Origin of the sequence: Streptomyces daghestanicus (assembly GCF_020521275.1) — a bacterium.
GTDB classification, from domain to species: Bacteria; Actinomycetota; Actinomycetes; order Streptomycetales; family Streptomycetaceae; genus Streptomyces; species Streptomyces griseoviridis.
Genome location: NZ_BNDX01000013.1, coordinates 1 through 14712, shown reverse-complemented (window position 1 = coordinate 14712; position 14712 = coordinate 1). Strand labels below are relative to the sequence as shown.

Sequence of the window (14712 nt, the reverse complement as noted above, 5' to 3'; positions counted from 1 at the left end):
TGCAAGAATGGACCGATGGAATGCGAAAGTGAAACTGGCCGACGCGAATCCTGTGTGGGCGCAGGCGCTGGAATGATTGGGTGCGGCGTGGCCTCGATATCAGAAGCGTTACTGCACTGTAGCCAGAAGATATGCTTCTGCACCCTCGAAGGGCGATCCGTGGGCGGTGAGTCAACAGTGTCCGGGTTGTCATCCGCAGGCGAAATCGCTGCGGGAAAAGCATGCAGCTGGGGCCCGCACCCCGAGGGATGCGGGCCCCAGCTGCAAGTGTGTGACAGTCAGCGTCAGGCGAGAACGATGTTCTCGGCCGTCGGGCCCTTCTGGCCCTGCGCGATGTCGAAGGTCACCTTCTGGCCCTCCAGCAGCTCGCGGAATCCCTGGGCGGCGATGTTCGAGTAGTGAGCGAACACGTCAGCGCCGCCACCGTCCTGCTCGATGAAGCCGAAGCCCTTTTCCGCGTTGAACCACTTCACGGTACCAGCAGCCATGTCATTTCTCCTTTGGGGCAGTACATACGGGATCCGCACCGTGCGAACCGCGTGTCGCCGCGATGATCACCCCGTCCGGAAAAAGACCGGAGATGCAAAATAGCTACCAGTGGCACGGGGCCGACCGGAGCACTTGTTTCGGGAACCACAACTGCAACTGAGATCGACAGTAGCACGCCGCGGCAGCCAGTGTGTGGTGAACAACGCCACCCTGCTTATTGCGGCAGAGAATCTATCCGCATACTCCGGCGAAATCTCAACCCGCGGGCACAGATATTTCCTCACCCGGGCGACGCGATATTTTGCGTGCCACGCTCGCTTGATCCGTCCCCCACTGCGCTCTCCGCTACTGCACGGGTCGCACCGCCGTGAGGGTATACAGGCCCGGCCATGACGCCGACCATGCCGGTTGTATCTGGTTCGGGGTGCCGAGCGCGGTGGCGATCCGGTCGGCCGCCGCGCCGCCGGAAACCGGCGGGGAGGGCATCACGGCCCGGATGGCGTCGGCGTCCATCGCCTCCACGGCGGCCCGGGACCACTGCGAGGGGGACACGCCGGGGGTGGGGACGAGGCCGTGTGCCGGGACCACCGAAAGGCCGCTGCGGGCACCTCCAGACGCTTGGCGGCCTGGCCCGCGTTGTACTCGGTCCGCCGCATGAGATCACCTCTCGCTCGTTCACCGGAAACGGCGGACAGGGAATGACAGAACCTACAAAAGCTGTCAATTGCTCCTGTACATAGGCAAGTTGGGTCGTGCTGCTAAGGCTGCGTCCGCGTGCGCGAGGAAGGATTCACCCCTCCGGGCACGGACGCCCTCGCGAAGCGCTCCGCCCGGACCCCGCGTTCTGGAAGGCTTGCCGCATGCGCGAGGACGTGGACGAGGATCTGGCCGTGACGTCGTACGCCACCGCACAGCGGCGTGGTGACCGGGCCTTCCAGTGCGATGCGACCGCCGTGTTCGCGGCGCCGGACGGCACCCGCGCCTACGCCCTGCTCGACGGCGTGGGGGACACCGAGGTCGTCCGTTCCTGGACGCGTGCCGCCGCCTTCCTCCTGGCCCGCGCGGCCGCCGGGCACGCGGACGCGGAGGCCGGCCTGCGCGCCGAGTACGGCCACTACGCCGCCGACCCCGCCCGCACCGCCGGCCACGGCCTTCCCTGTGCGGCGGCCGTCGTCGCCGTCCACGTCCCCGGCGGAGACCGCAACCTGATCACCGCCTGCCTCGGGGAAGCACGCAGCGACGAGGAGACCGAACAGATCTGGGGGCACCCGGCCATCGAGCACCTGCGCGGCCCGGCCCGGCCGGGCTGGCTGCTGCTCGCCTCCGACGGCGCCTACGAACCCCACGAAGACACCGGCCACGATTTCGCCGGCTACCTCACCGGCACTCCGCGCACCGCCGCCGAGCGCCTGGTCGACGACGCCGTCCGGCGCGCGCACGAACTAACCGAGCCCTACGCGGACAACGCCACCGCCCTCGTCGCCCGCATCACCTGCTGAGGAGACCCCGCCGATGGACACCCCGCCCACCCCACCACCGACGCCCGCGACCTGCGCGCCGCGCTCCAGCGCGCCATCTCCCTGCTTGGCTTCGCCGCCGGACGGGAGGCGGCCACCGAACCCCGGCAGGCCGGTCTGCTGCTGGCGGCCGCCGACGACATGACGCAGATCCTGAACCGCACCGCCCCTTGAACCCCGGCCTTCTGGCCGGGACCGCCACGCTCCGCCGTCGGCACCGCGGCGGTGGAACGTGGCGGATTTCCGGGTTCGGGTGCTGAGGGCGGGGGTGATGCGGAATGCTGGCGCTGGCAGCGTCTGAAGTGGGGAGGGCCTTGTGGTGACGTCGCGGCTGCGGGACCCGGACCGGCCGTGTGTCCTGCCCGGTGACCCGTCGTGGCTGCACGAGGTCCGGTACCTCGAGGAAAAGGTGCTCCGCGTCGTCGCCGCAGCCGCCAGCGTCGCCGCCTTCCGGTTCGACGAGGACCGGTACGTGCTGTCCGTCGGCGTGCTGGAGGGAGCGGCTTCCGTGATCGGCCGACTGGCCGCCGAGATGGAAGAGCCGGCCGACGACGAGCGCGAGGGCATCAGGGTGCTGTTCCTGCCCGGATGGGAACTGGACTACCTCTGGCAGGTCCTGACCGTCTTCCGCCGCGCGCAGGCCGGTGAGCCCGAGGCCGCCGACCTGCGCGAGCTGCTGGACGGTATCGGAGAGGGCCAAGGCCGCACCGTCGAGCAGATCACCGAGGATGTACAGCGTGTCGCGGCGATGCTGATGCTGGACATCCCGGCCGTGTGCATGCTGACCGCGGCGGCACTCCACCCCCTTGGCCTGCCACCCGGCCACACCGGCCTTCCACCCGACGCGGACGCCGTGCGTGAGGCATACGAGCAGGTGCGGGCCGGATGGGCCGCGGCTGGCGTCCGCTGACCAGCCGCCCTCTGCCGCCGCGAGCACACACACGCCTGCCGGGGTGCCCCGGGGCCTCGGGGACGACCGGCGTTCCGTACCACGGTGGGTCAGGAGTCGGTGATGTGGTCGAACCCGTTCAGCATCGGCGTCAGCTCCTGAGCACACCCGCACAGCGTGCACAGCCGTGTCCCCGGGTTCTCGGCGACGTTCAGCGCGTGCTCCAGATCGAGCAGCGGCGCTCCTTGCGGGGCTTCCTCGCAGTCCGGCGTGTGCAGCACGCCCCGGGCCGGGCCCCGCCCCTCGCGGACCTTCGCCAGGACCCAGCCCGAAGGCCGGCGCTCCCCGAGGACCTCGCGGACCGTCGACGTCGGTGGCGCCGGTGGAAGAGGCTCGGTGGGGACCTGGTCGTAGTCGACGCCGTCGACCGGCCGCACATGGTCGGGCGCCCGGACCCACACCCGGTACTCCGCGGCCTCCACCCTGCCGTCCTCGAGGTCTCTGTACGACGGCAGCCCCACGAGGTACACCCAGCCCGTCTCGGTCTGCCGCCGCTTCCACAGCCTGGCGAGGATCTCCTGCTCCGGGTGCCCGAGCAGCGGGTCGGCGGGCAGCACGACCCGCACCGGCACCGGCCGGGCTGCGTCACCGGAGGGCGTGGTCACGACCCCACGGTAAGCACCGCCGCTGCCATCTGACGGACGTCACCGCTCGGGCAGCTTCCGGCGAAGGCCGTCCATCGCCTTCTTCACGTCTGCGAGCTGGTCACCCAGCACCCGCATACGCCAGTCCATGCGTTCCATTCGGGCAGAGAGGGCCAGCGACGCGAACGTCTGCGCCAGCTGTGCCGCGCCCGCATCGCCCTCCATTGCCTTCTTGGCGTACCTGGCGGCAAACCCCTCGTACCCCTTCGCACGCTCCAGCGCGCCTTCGTGTTCGGTCATACAGCCCCTCCCCAGGTTGATCTCCCCACCGTTGTACCGACCGTGCAGCCCATGGGTGCGCTGGTCCCACGGAATTGGCCGGCCTCTGTCCACAGGCTCGGCCGCCTACCAAGGGGATGTCCGCTTCCGGGTGTGAAGTGCCCGGCAAGCACAGCGAAGGGGCACAACCATGGCGCGTACGAAGTTCGACAGGCAGGTGGATGAGACCGCTGAATCCGTGGCGTTCGTCATCGGCAGGTTCCTGGCGGGCCGGCCGTTGCGCGGGGAGCGGAAGACGGACGCGACGTTCTGGCGCAAGGGCACCCGCGTCCTGCCGAAGGTCGTGGAAGGCCACGTCTCGCGTTCCTCCTACCGGGCCGGGTGGCAGCGCCTCACCTTCCGTATCAGCGGCCTGGCCGCGACCGGCGCCGGCGGCTACTGGACCCTGTGGAAGAACCAGGACGCCACCTTTGCCGCCGTGCGCGACGTCTGGGAGAACCCCGATCCGGCCATCGCCACCGCTCAGACGGGCGGCATCGGCCTGGTCTCCGCCGCAGCCGTGGGCGGCGCCGTGTACGGGCTGGCGACCCGCAAGCGCCGGGAGTTCATGCGCGAGTGGGTGACCCCGCTGCACGAGGCGCTCGCTGTGCCGCTGGGCATGTCCGAGCTGACCGACCCGCGCCGCTACCTCCACATCCCCCGCAACTTCTCCGACGACGACGCCGAGATACGCATCGACGTGCCCGCCCACATGCGGTTCAACGAGGACCTGGTCGCCGACCTCATCGTCAAGAAACTCGCTCTGGAGAACGTCTCCTTCACCTGGCGCCGCGCGGGCCGCGACACGCACGTCATCGTCAAAAAGCGCCAGGCCCCGCCCAAGATGCTGCGCCTTTCCGACCCCGGGGTCCGCGAGATCCTGGCGAAGATGCCCGAGTCCGCGCCGCTGATCGGCTTCGGCGCGGGCAAGAAGAAGGTCTCCGTCGACCTGGACGCCGACTCCCCGCACGTCCTGATCTCCGCCGGCACCGGCGGCGGCAAGTCGACCATCCTGCGCACGATCTGCTGCCAGTTCATCCACAACGGCGCGCACGCCTACGTCCTGGACTTCAAGCGGATCTCCCACACCTGGGCCCGCGGCGTGCCCGGCGTCACCTACTGCCGGGACATCGCCGAGATCCACGACGCCCTGATCCGGCTCGCGCAGGAAGGCCAGCGCCGGATCCGTCTCGCGGAGCAGATGGCCGACGACGTCCTGGAGCGCGAACCGTGGCGGGTCGGCCCGCGGCTGGTGATCCTCCTTGAAGAGGTCAACGCCACCATGGGACAGCTCAAGCGGTACTGGGCGAAGATCCGCGAGTCCGGCGACCCCAAGGAGTCCCCGGCCGTCGACGCGCTCGCCGAGATCCTCTTCATGGGCCGCCAGGTCCGCCTCCACGTGCTCCTGGTCGCCCAGTCCGCCACCGCCCGCGCCATCGGCGGCCCGGAGATGCGCGAGAACTTCTCCACCCGCATCCTCGTCCGCTACACCCTCAATGCCTGGCGCATGCTCGTGCCCGAGGTCAGCCCCATCCCGATGCCGAGCCAGCACAACGGCCGCGTCCAAGTCGTCACCCGCGGCCGCGCCCAGGAGACGCAGGTACTGAACCTGTCGAACGAGGAAGCCCGCGAGTGGGCGATGTCCGGCATCCACTCCAAGGGCACGGCCGGCCCGTCCCTGCACCAGCCTCCCGTCCCCGCCGCCCCGCCCGACGACTTCGCCGGCGCCTGCAACACCCACGCCCAGGAGATCCCGCCCACGCCTGCCACCGAGCCACCGGCCTCCAACCGGGACCTGGCCGCCGAAGCCAGGAGCCTCACCCCCTCGCCCTCGCCCGCCACCCCGGCCGACACCGCCGCCGCGGCGACGTCGCCGGTACAACCGGCACCCGCCGACGACCACCAGGAGCTGGGACTGCGCGAGGCATACGACCAGCACCTGTCGGAGACCATCGCCAGCCTCGCTGCGCTGCGCTGGGCCCGCGCGAACGACCCGGAGTTCCCCGCCCCGGTCGGCAAGCGCGGCACGGCGTTCCTCTACCGCATCGGCGACCTCAAGAAGTGGGCCCGCAACCGGCCCCGTGCCGCCACCGGCACCACCGACCTCGACTGACGGGCCCTGTCCGCTTCAGCCGACACGATCCGCCCCCTGGAGAACAGCCGGTTCACCCGGACCAGCACAGAAAAGGAACCCCGCACCATGCTGTGGAACAAGAACAAGAGCACCCTCCCGGAGCCGCTGCGCCTCACCGACCCGGGCCTGCGCGAGCAGCTGGCGGCGATGCCTGCCTCCCAGGCCCTCATCGGGCTCGGAGCCGACAGGCAGACTGGTCAGCCTCGACTGGGACACCGAATCGCCGCACGTTCTGGTCTGCTCCGCCAGCGGCGGCGGCATCTCCACCGCCCTGCGCACCCTGGCCGCCCAGCTCCTGCACCACGGCGCGCACACCGTTAACGCTCGGAGGGGGGTTTGTTGGTGTGCCGAGTCCTTGCTGGCCTGGGGTGTTGTGGGTTTGCTGAGAAGTCGAGTGGGCGGTTGGGTCGGGGTGGGCGGGGTGTGTGAGCTGGGGTTATGTGTGGTGTGTGGAGGGTGGCGGGGTGGGTTGTAGGTAGTTCTAGCGTGTAATGGCTGGGTTTGTGTTTGTGCTGGTCAGAACTGTTTTGCCTGGTCGGTTGGGGGTTGGGTTAGCGGTTGCGGGTGGGGCGGTTGTGTTGTTCGGCGAGGTGGTCGAGTTGTACCGCGTCGAGGGCGGCTTTGGTGATGCGTTCGGTGCCGTCGCAGATGGCGGTGATGGCTGCTTGGCGGATGAGTCTGGTGAGGGATCCGATGCGGCCGGCGGTGCGTTGGTGGAGGTAGGGGGCGTGCCGGGGGAGGGTGCCGGGTTTGTGGTGGTGGAGGTCGAGGGCGTTTTCGATGTCGGTGATGACGTCGCGGAAGGGGTGGTGGGTGCCGTGTCGGGCGGGGAGGGGGCCGCAGGTGATGAGGGTGGCGCGGCCGGCGAGTTGGGCGCCGCGGGTGCCGGTGAAGAGTGGGGTGTCGGTGACGTTGATGCCGGCGTACACAAAGGTTGCGGGCAGGCGTTCGGTGAGGTCTTTGATGAGGTCGGCGGTTTGGGCGCCGGTGGTGGTGCGGGGGTTGAGGCGGTGGATTTCGTCGATGAGGACGAGTTGGACGCCGACGTGGGTGTAGGTGTGGCAGACGGCGTCGGTGATCTGGGTCTGGGTCATGCGGGCGGCCACGGGGATGCCGAGGTAGCGGGCGAACTCGGTGATGAGGGTTTTCGCGGTGGCGCCGGGCGGGACCAGGACGTAGGCCACGGGTGCCGTGGGGTGGGCTGACCCGGGCGGGGGCGGGTTCTTTCGGGTGTGGGCGAGGTGGCAGGCGCGGCCGACGTTAAGAAGGGCTGTGGTTTTCCCGGCTGCGGCGGGTCCGGTGACGATGAGGGAGGGCCGTGCGGTGGTCTGCTGGTGGCGGCCGAGGATCATCAGGGTGCGGACCTGTGTGGCGAGTTGGCTGATGGCGGGGGTGCGGATGGTGACGAAGCTGGAGTGGTAGGCGAGGCGCTTTTCCGTGCTGCGGGGTGGGTCGCCGGGCTGGGGCGGGGTGAGCGGGTCGGTGGTGGCGAAGCGGTGCCAGCCCTGCCAGGTGGTCAGGGGCCAGGACGGCTCGGCCGCGCCGCCACCCCCGCGGGCGCTGGCCGGTGCGGTGCTATGCGGGCGGGGGTTCACCATTTGTCGGCTTCCTCGTATGCGTCGTAGAGCCCGAATCCTGCGGCCGCGGCGGGGCAGGTGTCGTCGTCGAGGTCGTCGATGCTGTCGTCCCCTCCGGGCTGCGCCGACTCGCCGGTTATGGGGCCGGTGCCGTGGTGCGGGTGCCGTGCGGCGGGAACGGGCCGCGTGGTGGCGCGGGCGAGGAGAGCTTGCTCGGTGGTGGTGGCGTGGCCGCTGTGGACGCGGCGCATGAGCTGGTCGAGGGCGTCGGCGAGGCCGGCTTCGTGTTGCTGGCTGTCGTCGTGGGTGCTGTGGTGGGCGTGGGTGCGGATGTGCTGCCAGGTGTGGTCGTTGAAGGGCTGGTGGACGTGGTCGCGGTGGATCCAGGGGATTTCGGTCAGCTCGCCGTCGGGCAGACGCACCCAGATCTGGCGGACGTCATGGGGGTTGTAGTGGATCTCCCATTTGCCGCCCCGGCCGGCGACGGGGGAGGGCTGGCCGCGGTAGGGGGCGAGGAGATCCGCGTCGTAGGTGCGGTGGTGGATGGTGATGCCGGCGGGGGTGATGGCCTGCCAGCGCACCGGGAGCAGTTCGAGGTAGTCGCGGCCGGTGAGCGGGACGGGGACGTACCCGGCGACGGCGACGAGCGCGGCCCACATCTGGTTCGGGGTGAGGGCTTTGCGGGGCATCAGCGGGTGGCGCAGGCCTTCGTGGGGCCGGTGGTGGTAGTGCATCAGCCATTCGTCGAGCAGGTCTTGTAGCTGGGGGACGCTGTAGCAGGCGTCCTTCTCGGCGTCGGGGCCGCGGCGGGTGACGTCGGAGCCGGTGTAGCCGGGCAGGTGCTGGCAGAACAGCGCGTTGATGGTGCCGAAGGTCCGCTCCACGATGCCTTTGGCGGTGGGCGCGTGGGGCGGGGCGGGCTGGACGCTGACACCGAGGTGCTCGCAGGCAGCGGTGAACGCGGCGGAGACGAAGACTTTGCCGCGGTCGACGACGATCGTCTCGGGCAGGGCGACGGGCCGGGCTGCCGCACCGGCCAGGCGCTCGTCGAGTGCGGCCAGCCGCTGGTGGGGGAGTGCGGGGGCGTGGTCCATGCGCAAGATGTCCGGCCAGGTGGGCCGGGCGGGGTGGGGGACGGCCATTTCCGCGAGCAGCAGCGCCGCGTCGACGGCTTTGGTCGCGCTCGGGCACAGCACGGCGGCGAGGATGGCGCGGGTGGCGACGTCGACGGCGATGGTGAGCTCCGGGCGGGCCAGGCGTCCGTCGTCGAAGAGGGCGAGGACGTCCAGGCGGGTGGTGTCGACCTGGACCTGCTCGCCGGGCCGCAGCGCTGTGGCGGGGGTGAAGGCCCGCCCGTCGACGCTCGCGGGCACTTGCCGCACGGGCCCGGTGGGCAGTTCGCCGGGGCGGGCGAGGTTGGTGACGAGCCGGTAGAGCGTGGCCTGGGACGGCGCGGGTACCGTGCCGGGGCCGTGCCGGTCTTCCAGGATCTGGTTGATGAGCGGGAAGAGGCCGTTGATGGTGCCCTTGGAGCGGCCGCGGCGGCGGCGCAGTGCTTCGCGGACGGCGGCGACGACCCGTTCGTCGGCCCGGCCGGTGGGGCTGGAGGCGCGGGTGGTGCGGTGGTCGAGGAGTCCCCACAGGCCTTGTTTGCGGTAGGCCAGGCGCATGCGCTGCACCGTGGTGCGCGAGACCCGTCCGAAGCCGAGCGCGGTCAGCTCTTCTGCTTTGGCCTGCTCCCGTTCGGCCAGTGTGTGCCGCTGCGGGTCGTACTGCTCCCGGACCACTCCTTCGCTGCCGGGCCCGCCGGTGAGCCCGCATTCGACTTCCCGCACGTGCCGCTGCCAGGCCAGCGCCCTCTCACGCGCCGCTGCGGGGGCGGTCTCGAACAGCCCCCACCGCGGGGCCGCCTGCGGCGCATCGGCCCCGACGACGGTGAAGCCGGGGTCGGCGAACAGGTGCCCGGCGAGCACGACCTCACCACCGCCGTCCGGGCCGAGGAGGTGGATGTCCTGCCCCGAAAAGGCGACCACTTGCCACTTCACGCCACGGAACCGGACGTGAGCACCGACCTTCACGGCCGGCCGGGCACTACGCCGCGCGTTCACCGGGCACCTTCCTTCCTGCCCGGGTCGCTCCAGCCCTGCGGGCCGACGAGGATGCGTTCGTGCAGTGGCGTGTCGAGATCAGCCATCAACCGGCCATGCCACAGAGCGTGAAAGACGCAGGGAAGGACTTCGATCGGGTCGCCGACCGCTTCGGTGCCCTCGAGCAGCGGCCGCGGCCGCGTGAACGCCTCGACGACCGCCGCCATCAGCCCCGGGCGGCCGGCGTTGCGAGGATGGCGGTATCCGGCCAGCCATTTGAGGTTGGCGGCCAGGACGTCGTCGAGCGGTGGGATGCGCCGGTAGGTCCAGCCGACGTCCGCGCATGCCTGCGCCACTGCCTCGGCGGCCTTCACCGCGCGTTCGCCGCCGGCGTCGGGGTGGCCGGGGCAGTCGGCGAGCAGCGCGGTGCCGTCGGCACGACGGGCGAAGAGCTGCGGCACCCAGGAACGCACCTGCCCGCGGGGATTACGCCACAGCAGTCGCACCGGCCGCCCCGCCAGCCCTGTCACGTCAGGGTCGCGGTCCAGGACCATCAGCTGGGTGCGCATCGCGTTCGACCCGGCTGCCACGTGCCGCCCGGTGGTCGCCGACCACCAAAGTCCCGGCCCCCACCGCCTGCCCGGCACCACCGGGAACGCCGACACCGGCGGCAGGTCCTCGAACGCCACGGCCAGGGCGGCATCGGCCCACCGCTGCTGCACCGTCTGCCCTACCGGGTCGAGGAACACCGCCTCGAACCCGCCGTCCTGGGCCACGCCCGCCCGCCCTGCCCGAGCCCGGGCTGCTCCTGTGCTGCTCACCCGCGCCAGCCAAGCCGCTCCCGCCCGCCCAGACCGCCGTTTTCAGTGTTCCTGCCACGAACGAGTGCCGTATCAGCTAACAGCCGACCTTGCCCTGGCCCACCGTGCTCAGCCGCCGGCCTCCCCCTACCCCTTTGCGGTCAGCATCTCCCGCAGCACCTCGGCGGGCATGTCCACCCACCGGGCCACCTCTTCGAGGGGAACGCCGCCGTTCACCGCCGCCAGAGCGGTACGCTTCCAGGCGTTCTCGATCAGGCCGGCGCTATGACCGAGCCCGCGCAGCAACCGTCGCGCAACGTCGGCGGTCGGACCGCTGTGCACGCCGCGCAACTGCAGCAGCTGATCCTGGACGCTGTCGAGCGTGCTGGTGATCAGCCTGCGCTGCTCGGCGGGCACCGCAGCCCGCCACATCGTCCCCGAACCGGGTGCCTTCTTCTCCTTGCCCAGCACCCGCAGCTGCCCGGCCATGGTTGCGGCCTGGTGTTCCTGGCGCAGCCACCATGGGTCGTTGTCGTATCCGGGGGTTCCGCCGGTGCCGCGACGAAGGCGGATGACGCTGCCCATCCACGCGATGAGCGGCCCGCCGTGGTCCGTCGCGGCCAGCGGGCCCAGCCACGGCCGGCCGATCCGCTCACCGAGTCTGCGGCAGAACAGTCCGTCGGCGGGCAGCGCCCGCGGCCGCCCGGCACCGCTGTCGGCCCACACCAGATCGGCCATGGCCGGGTCCAGCAGCGCGTCGGCCACCGCCACTACCTCCGGGAAGACGACCGTGTCCCGCCCCACGACCCGCCACCGCTCCAGATCACCTCCCGCATTCCCGCCCGCGACCTGGTGCAGACGCCGCGGCCAGATCGTCTCCCGCTCCCAGCCGTAAGCCTGCTCCCACCACCGCGCCACCACCGCCCGCGCCAGCGCGAACACCCGCTCCGGCTCCGCACCGGCCCGTACCGCCCGCCGCGCCACCGAGGCCCACCGCCGCTGCGCCGCCACCACCTCCGGCAGGCCCCGCAGATCGAGGTGCTCCAGCGGCTGATCGGCGTCCGCGTCCAGCAGCCACCGCCCATGCCGCACGCACACCCGCTCCCACCGCGGCGCATACCGCACCACCCTCACCGCCGCTCCCGTACGCCGGGCCGTGCACAGCCGGCAGCCGAACGCGGCCGGCCCGGCGACAGCGCCGGCGATCCGCCACAGCCCCACCGGATCACCGGATCCGGCGCGCAGCTTCGCATCCTCCACCGTCCAGGACGGCAATGCCCGCGCCAGCGCGTCCTCCTCGACGCCGCACAGGCCTGCCAGAAGCCGGCTTCCGGCCGCGTTCAGCAGCACCTCAACATCGGCCCGCGCACCCCCGCCGTCGTGCCCGGGAGGGTAGTTGCGCCACTTCCAGCAGGCCCGCAGCACCTTCGCTTCCATCCCGTAGCGGCCGGCGATGCGGCTGATCAAAGACGCCGTGGTCTCGCGGGGCAGGGGAGCGACACGAAGGACCCCCCGGCGTCCCAAGGCGAGGGCTGCTGTACCCGGGAAGGGGACCATGACGGGCCTCGGCCTTCTGCTGGCGGTGCATGGTGAGGGCTGGAATGCACGGCGTCACGCCGCCCGCGCCGCCGGCCAGGGCTTTAGGGCAGGCCGACGGCGCGGGCTGCATGGTCAGGGGACTGCCGCAAGAACAGGTGGGGGCCCGGCCGGGAGGGGAAGCACCCGCGCGGCGGGGCTGCCCCTGCTGCCGGACGGCGTGTGGGGGGTGATGCCCGCCGTTCCACCCGCCGGAGGCCGGCCCGGCGGCCTGGAGGTGCTCTTGACCTCGATCACCACGTGCTGGCCGTTGTGGTGCACCAGGTAGTCGGGCTGCCAGGACCCCGGCTGCGCTGGAGCCTTGCCGTTCCGCGCGGCCCGCGAGGCGAGGTAGCTGTGCACCCCGCTGCCCACGATCTCTTCCAGCACCGCCGGCTCGAGCAGCGACAAGAAATGCCTCCACTGCTGGTCGCTTGATCCCCAGGTGTTCCCGGGCCGCGCCGTCGCCGGATCACTCAGCAGCCGGGAGGACGTACGCTGCAACCGCCTCAGCGCGGCCTGACTGCGAAGCCGACTCCACTCACCGGGCAGTTCGCCGGCCGCAGTCACCGGGGAGCGCCGGGTGATCTTCTCGAAGGCGCTCAGCCATGGCGTGTGCCGCTCGGGCGGGATGCCGCAGCCGGCCAGGAAAGCCCGCAGCTGCTGCTCATCGGCCGGGATGGCGTCGCGGCTGACGATCCGGGCCGCGCTGCTGACCGGCAGCGCGAGCGGGTCGCCTGAGCGATTCTTGAGCTCCCGCAGGCTCGGCGCCCCGGCCTGCTCCCACACCACTTCCAGCGCCCTGCTCAAGTCCCCCTCATCCCCGATGAGCTCAGGTCGCGGGGCCCGCAGCTGCACCAGCCGACCGCGTTCCTCGACGCGGGCCTGGCGCCACAGCTCGTCCGCGGCGCGCACCGCCTCCTGCCCACCGCCGCATCTCTCGACGTAGGCCTCGACGGTGGTGCGCCGGGGCACCACAGCCCCGGATGCCGCCCGCTTCAGCGTGGCAGGCGACAGCCCCGTCCGGCGGGCCAGCGTCTCGTACGTCACCCCGGCTGAATCCCGCCATCCGCGCAAGTGCACGGCCAGCCGCCCGCGCGCAGGCCTGCTCTGGTCGACGGGCTTCTCTCTGCGCCCCATGCCGCTCGCCGCCTACTTCCCGGCCGTGGCACGCAGCACCGCGGCGGCCAATCCGCCCAGACGACGCCGGCCCCCTCCTACAGCGACGACCGCGGCAGCACCCAGGGCACCACATCCCCCGAGCAGCAGGAAGATGTCGTCCACGGGCATCTCGGTCATGTGCAGGGTGACACCCAGCACGGGGAACGAGACGGCGGTGAAGGCCTGCGGCGCACCGAACCGGGGCGCAGCGTCCGTCCGGCCGGCCCCGCATCGCGGCACACGGGGGCTGTTGCTCGACATACGAAGGTCCTCTCACGAGCCCCGGTAGCAAGACAGCGGACCAGGGCGGGTTGAACTGCTACTGGCTGCAAATCCCGTCAGCACAAAGACGATTGGCGTCGCCGCTCGTGCCGGGCATGCCTCCATCATTCCAGCCCCACGCCGCATCCCGCAGAGAGATCACCGACCGAAACATCACCTAAGCCGCTAATGCCCGTTGATTGGTTCTGTGGTGTCCAAGAGAGCGGTTCTCACAACCTCCTCTGCCCTCGTACCTCGAATACCGGACGACCAGGGCGGCAGCCGTGGTGCCGTCAGTTCCGGCCGCGTGCTGCACGCGAATAGTCCATCCGCGTCCATGCTCTGCTTGCCGCGGCCCCGTCTATGAGCGATGGTGAGTCACAGAACACGACGAGGCCGGTGCTCCCGGCCCGCGAACGTCCTTGAACTGCTACTGGCTGCAACCGACGCTGACAGGGACACCGGCAGATCTACGTTGGCGCGTGATCTGTCCGCACGACGCCGGCATCTGTTACCCGGGGTGCCGGTTTCGTCGTCTCCAAGTCCCGAACATCGGCCCCAACGCGGGCAGTCAGATGCACGGCAGGGGCGACACACCGATGGCAGCGTCCGTCCGGAGCGCAAGGGCCGTCGTTATCGTCCCCACCCGACACGCGCCGATTGCCGGCACGCAGCGGTGATGCTGATGTTGTTGCCTCACCGAAGTGATACACCAACACCCACGACGGTACCCCGACCGCATCCGGGCCAGGATGAGAGCCGGCCCGGCATACCGCTGGCGGGGTGGTCCGCCGGGCCCGGCGCCGATACTCACGACGACGGGCGCGTCCGGTGATGCGCTGCTCACGCCCGAGCAGGAGGCGTGGGCCCCAGGCGGGACTCCTGCGGACGGCTTGTCCCTCTTGACCGGCGGCCACGCGTGTTTCCGCTGATCAGTAGCGGTCTGTGGCGACAACTGGAGCGGGCGGGAAAAAAGTTGTTCAAGGGCATCCGGATTCGGGTGTGTCGGCGCGTGTAAGGGGGTGAGGGCGTAAAGACCCTCGTCAACGAGTCGATGATGGGAGGCCGGTCTGGTGACCTGGCTCGAGTGGATGGGAGCGGGTGGGATCTCGGTCCCGCTGATGCTCCTGGCGTACTACGCGCTGCGCCGTACCAAGAGCGCGGTGGAGACGTGCCTGAAGGCATACCTGCAGGCGCGCACGGAGCGCGAGCAGCGCGCGACGATGATCGCGATGGCGGCGGCGCTGCCGGAGGGCGGGG

At 70.9% G+C, this 14712-nt stretch carries 14 protein-coding genes; 4 read left to right on the top strand and 10 right to left on the bottom strand.

The window, feature by feature from the left end; translation table 11 throughout:
- Positions 1-284 precede the first annotated feature (284 nt).
- Positions 285-488, bottom strand: a complete 204-nt coding sequence (locus tag Sdagh_RS24385; protein ID WP_014145516.1) for a cold-shock protein — start codon at positions 486-488, stop codon at positions 285-287.
- Positions 489-834: 346 nt separating this feature from the next.
- Positions 835-1002: a hypothetical protein gene (locus tag Sdagh_RS24380; protein WP_190078709.1), complete on the bottom strand. Its 168-nt coding sequence runs from the start codon at positions 1000-1002 to the stop codon at positions 835-837.
- A gap of 347 nt (positions 1003-1349) precedes the next feature.
- On the opposite strand from Sdagh_RS24380, the gene Sdagh_RS24375 reads away from it, so the two are divergent.
- Entirely contained in the window at positions 1350-1988 is a 639-nt protein-coding gene (locus Sdagh_RS24375; RefSeq protein ID WP_226535660.1) for a hypothetical protein, read from the top strand.
- Positions 1989-2325: 337 nt separating this feature from the next.
- Positions 2326-2916 carry a hypothetical protein gene (locus Sdagh_RS24370; RefSeq protein WP_190078703.1) on the top strand — a complete coding sequence of 197 codons (591 nt, stop codon included), beginning with the start codon at positions 2326-2328 and terminating at the stop codon, positions 2914-2916.
- A gap of 89 nt (positions 2917-3005) precedes the next feature.
- Here the strand turns inward: Sdagh_RS24370 and Sdagh_RS24365 are convergent, their stop codons facing one another.
- Both Sdagh_RS24365 and Sdagh_RS24360 read right to left on the bottom strand, forming a co-directional pair.
- Positions 3006-3527: a DUF6233 domain-containing protein gene (locus Sdagh_RS24365; protein WP_190078708.1), complete on the bottom strand. Its 522-nt coding sequence runs from the start codon at positions 3525-3527 to the stop codon at positions 3006-3008.
- 72 nt (positions 3528-3599) lie between these two features.
- Positions 3600-3839, bottom strand: a complete 240-nt coding sequence (locus Sdagh_RS24360) for a hypothetical protein (RefSeq protein ID WP_190078704.1) — start codon at positions 3837-3839, stop codon at positions 3600-3602.
- A 169-nt stretch (positions 3840-4008) separates the two neighbouring features.
- Here Sdagh_RS24360 and Sdagh_RS24355 point away from each other — a divergent pair, with 169 nt between their 5' ends.
- Entirely contained in the window at positions 4009-5970 is a 1962-nt protein-coding gene (locus Sdagh_RS24355; protein WP_226535659.1) for a helicase HerA domain-containing protein, read from the top strand.
- 572 nt (positions 5971-6542) lie between these two features.
- On the opposite strand, the gene Sdagh_RS24350 is transcribed toward Sdagh_RS24355, so the two are convergent.
- From Sdagh_RS24350 to Sdagh_RS24325, 6 genes are all read right to left on the bottom strand, one after another.
- Positions 6543-7511: a TniB family NTP-binding protein gene (locus tag Sdagh_RS24350; RefSeq protein ID WP_443732406.1), complete on the bottom strand. Its 969-nt coding sequence runs from the start codon at positions 7509-7511 to the stop codon at positions 6543-6545.
- 71 nt (positions 7512-7582) lie between these two features.
- Positions 7583-9613 (bottom strand): TnsB C-terminal domain-containing protein, encoded by a 2031-nt coding sequence (locus Sdagh_RS24345; protein WP_372478469.1) that lies wholly within the window; start codon positions 9611-9613, stop codon positions 7583-7585.
- A 59-nt stretch (positions 9614-9672) separates the two neighbouring features.
- A complete protein-coding gene (locus Sdagh_RS24340) occupies positions 9673-10431 on the bottom strand; it encodes a TnsA-like heteromeric transposase endonuclease subunit (protein WP_190078746.1) in 759 nt (252 codons plus the stop codon).
- Positions 10432-10602: 171 nt separating this feature from the next.
- Entirely contained in the window at positions 10603-12012 is a 1410-nt protein-coding gene (locus Sdagh_RS24335; protein WP_190078747.1) for a DNA-binding protein, read from the bottom strand.
- Positions 12013-12126: 114 nt separating this feature from the next.
- Positions 12127-13170, bottom strand: a complete 1044-nt coding sequence (locus tag Sdagh_RS24330; RefSeq protein ID WP_190078748.1) for a helix-turn-helix domain-containing protein — start codon at positions 13168-13170, stop codon at positions 12127-12129.
- A gap of 12 nt (positions 13171-13182) precedes the next feature.
- Positions 13183-13452: a hypothetical protein gene (locus tag Sdagh_RS24325; RefSeq protein ID WP_190078749.1), complete on the bottom strand. Its 270-nt coding sequence runs from the start codon at positions 13450-13452 to the stop codon at positions 13183-13185.
- Positions 13453-14525: 1073 nt separating this feature from the next.
- On the opposite strand from Sdagh_RS24325, the gene Sdagh_RS24320 reads away from it, so the two are divergent.
- On the top strand, positions 14526-14712 hold a 187-nt coding region (locus Sdagh_RS24320; RefSeq protein ID WP_226535657.1), incomplete at its 3' end, for a hypothetical protein.